This is a genomic window from Pseudomonas sp. NFACC10-1, from assembly GCF_900119195.1.
GTDB classification, from domain to species: domain Bacteria; phylum Pseudomonadota; class Gammaproteobacteria; order Pseudomonadales; family Pseudomonadaceae; genus Aquipseudomonas; species Aquipseudomonas cerasi.
Genome location: NZ_FPJB01000020.1, coordinates 1 through 1,627 on the forward strand (window position 1 = coordinate 1; position 1,627 = coordinate 1,627).

The window sequence follows — 1,627 nt, forward strand, 5'->3', positions numbered from 1 at the left end:
CCGCGGTTCTGGCTGTTCTTCGCTTTGCGGGCTTCATCGGGCGGGCGGACCATTTGTACGGTCAGGCTGCCATCGGTGCCGGCGTAGACCACGGCGCTGACGCCACCGTCCTTGTAACTGGCGATGGTCGCCAGATTGATCTCGACCAGTGCACCACTAACCCCGGTATTGCCCAGACGACGACCGATGTCGTAGCCCTCTTCAACATTGCCCAGCTCAAGACCGTGGCCGTCCTTGTTCAGGTCGTGCAGGGCATTGTTGAGGGCAATTTCCGCTTCAGGGTTGTTGGTGCTGTCGTAGAACACCCGCACAGGTTTCTGACCCTCAGGCAGTGTGTCTAGTGCCTTAACCCAGGCGGCTTGCAAGGCTTTGGCTTGCAAGGCCGGTTTCAGACGCTTGCCGTTTTCATCCTGCATGGGCGCCTTGATCGGGCGATGCAGGTAGCCAAGCACCGGCGCAGCGTCGAACTCCTTGACCTGATGCTGACCCCAGCGGATCGGCAACCAGGGGGAGGGCTCGAAGTTGCCAGGGCCGCGATTGCTTATGGTTTTCCAGAGGGTGGGGAGTTGGGATTGCCAGTAGGCGGTGGACATGGTGCCTGGAGCGTAGGGGCTTTCAATCCCCTTGGCGTTCTCCTCGCTTTCGTACCAGTCTGAAAATGCTTTATCACGGCTCCAATAAAAAGCCCAAAGTTTGCCCAGATCGGTATTTTTGTTTTGATTGTCTTCTTTTTCGCTTATCGCATAAGGACGAATATACCGGTCTACACGATCCGAACGGGTGACAAGTAGGCCTGTCATGCTTTCGAACACGGTCGGTACGACCTGAGCATTTTTGGGCAGGCCGGGGGTACCACGTTTACGATAAATGTTTCGTGTGACGTCGCCGTCCTGACTTGCGATCAATGCTTGTGGGACCTGCGGATTATCGTTGAAGAACTTGAAAAGTCGCTCAATCATGGCTTGAGCATTGCTCGTGCTCTCATCGTCCTGCCATAGGAATAGCGTGACGCCGAGAGTAGCAGCATTGCGACCGGCGTTGATCAGGTTTGCGGCTCTGTAGGGTTTTTCATATGGATTAGGTGGGCCAAGCGCGAAGACTGGAATCGGCCAATAGGCTACGGATTCAGACGCTGAATGTTTGAAAGCGACTTGTAATTTTATATCTGCGCTGATCTCTCTAGCGTCGAGTGAGGGGTCATAATCCTTGGGATCCCGTGAAAAGATAGAGACAAAATTATTGTTTTTCTTTTTTATGAAATCCCAGATTTCAGACTGATGATCTTCATAGATGCCAATTCCGCCACCTCTTATCTCCAGTGAATAGGTTCGCTGTCGAGCAGCCTCCTGTTCTGCATTCTGAGTGATCACTTCGGATTTATAAGCGGCCAGTTCAGCTTTTTCATGAGCGACCGCGTTGCCCCACCAATGCCCGCTGTAGCTAAGCAGAACCGCACTTAAAATCCCTACAATGCCCCAGCGTGTTATCGAATGTATGTCACGCAATTCCATATGGTTTTCCTGTGCTTCCATTGCATGACCTGATCACGAAATATCCTAAACCACTCGCACATTCATGGCGTGGCTGGCCACACCCTGACAGCCGCACGCCAGTCGGTGGCCGTGCA

The 1,627-nt window shown here is 53.3% G+C and carries 2 pseudogenes; both read right to left on the reverse strand.

The features are described 5' to 3' along the window. Positions 1-1,529, reverse strand: a pseudogene (locus BT119_RS26165) (DUF2875 family protein); the annotation flags it as partial. Between the two features lie 27 nt (positions 1,530-1,556). Next, a pseudogene (locus BT119_RS27960) lies at positions 1,557-1,627 on the reverse strand (PAAR domain-containing protein); the annotation flags it as partial.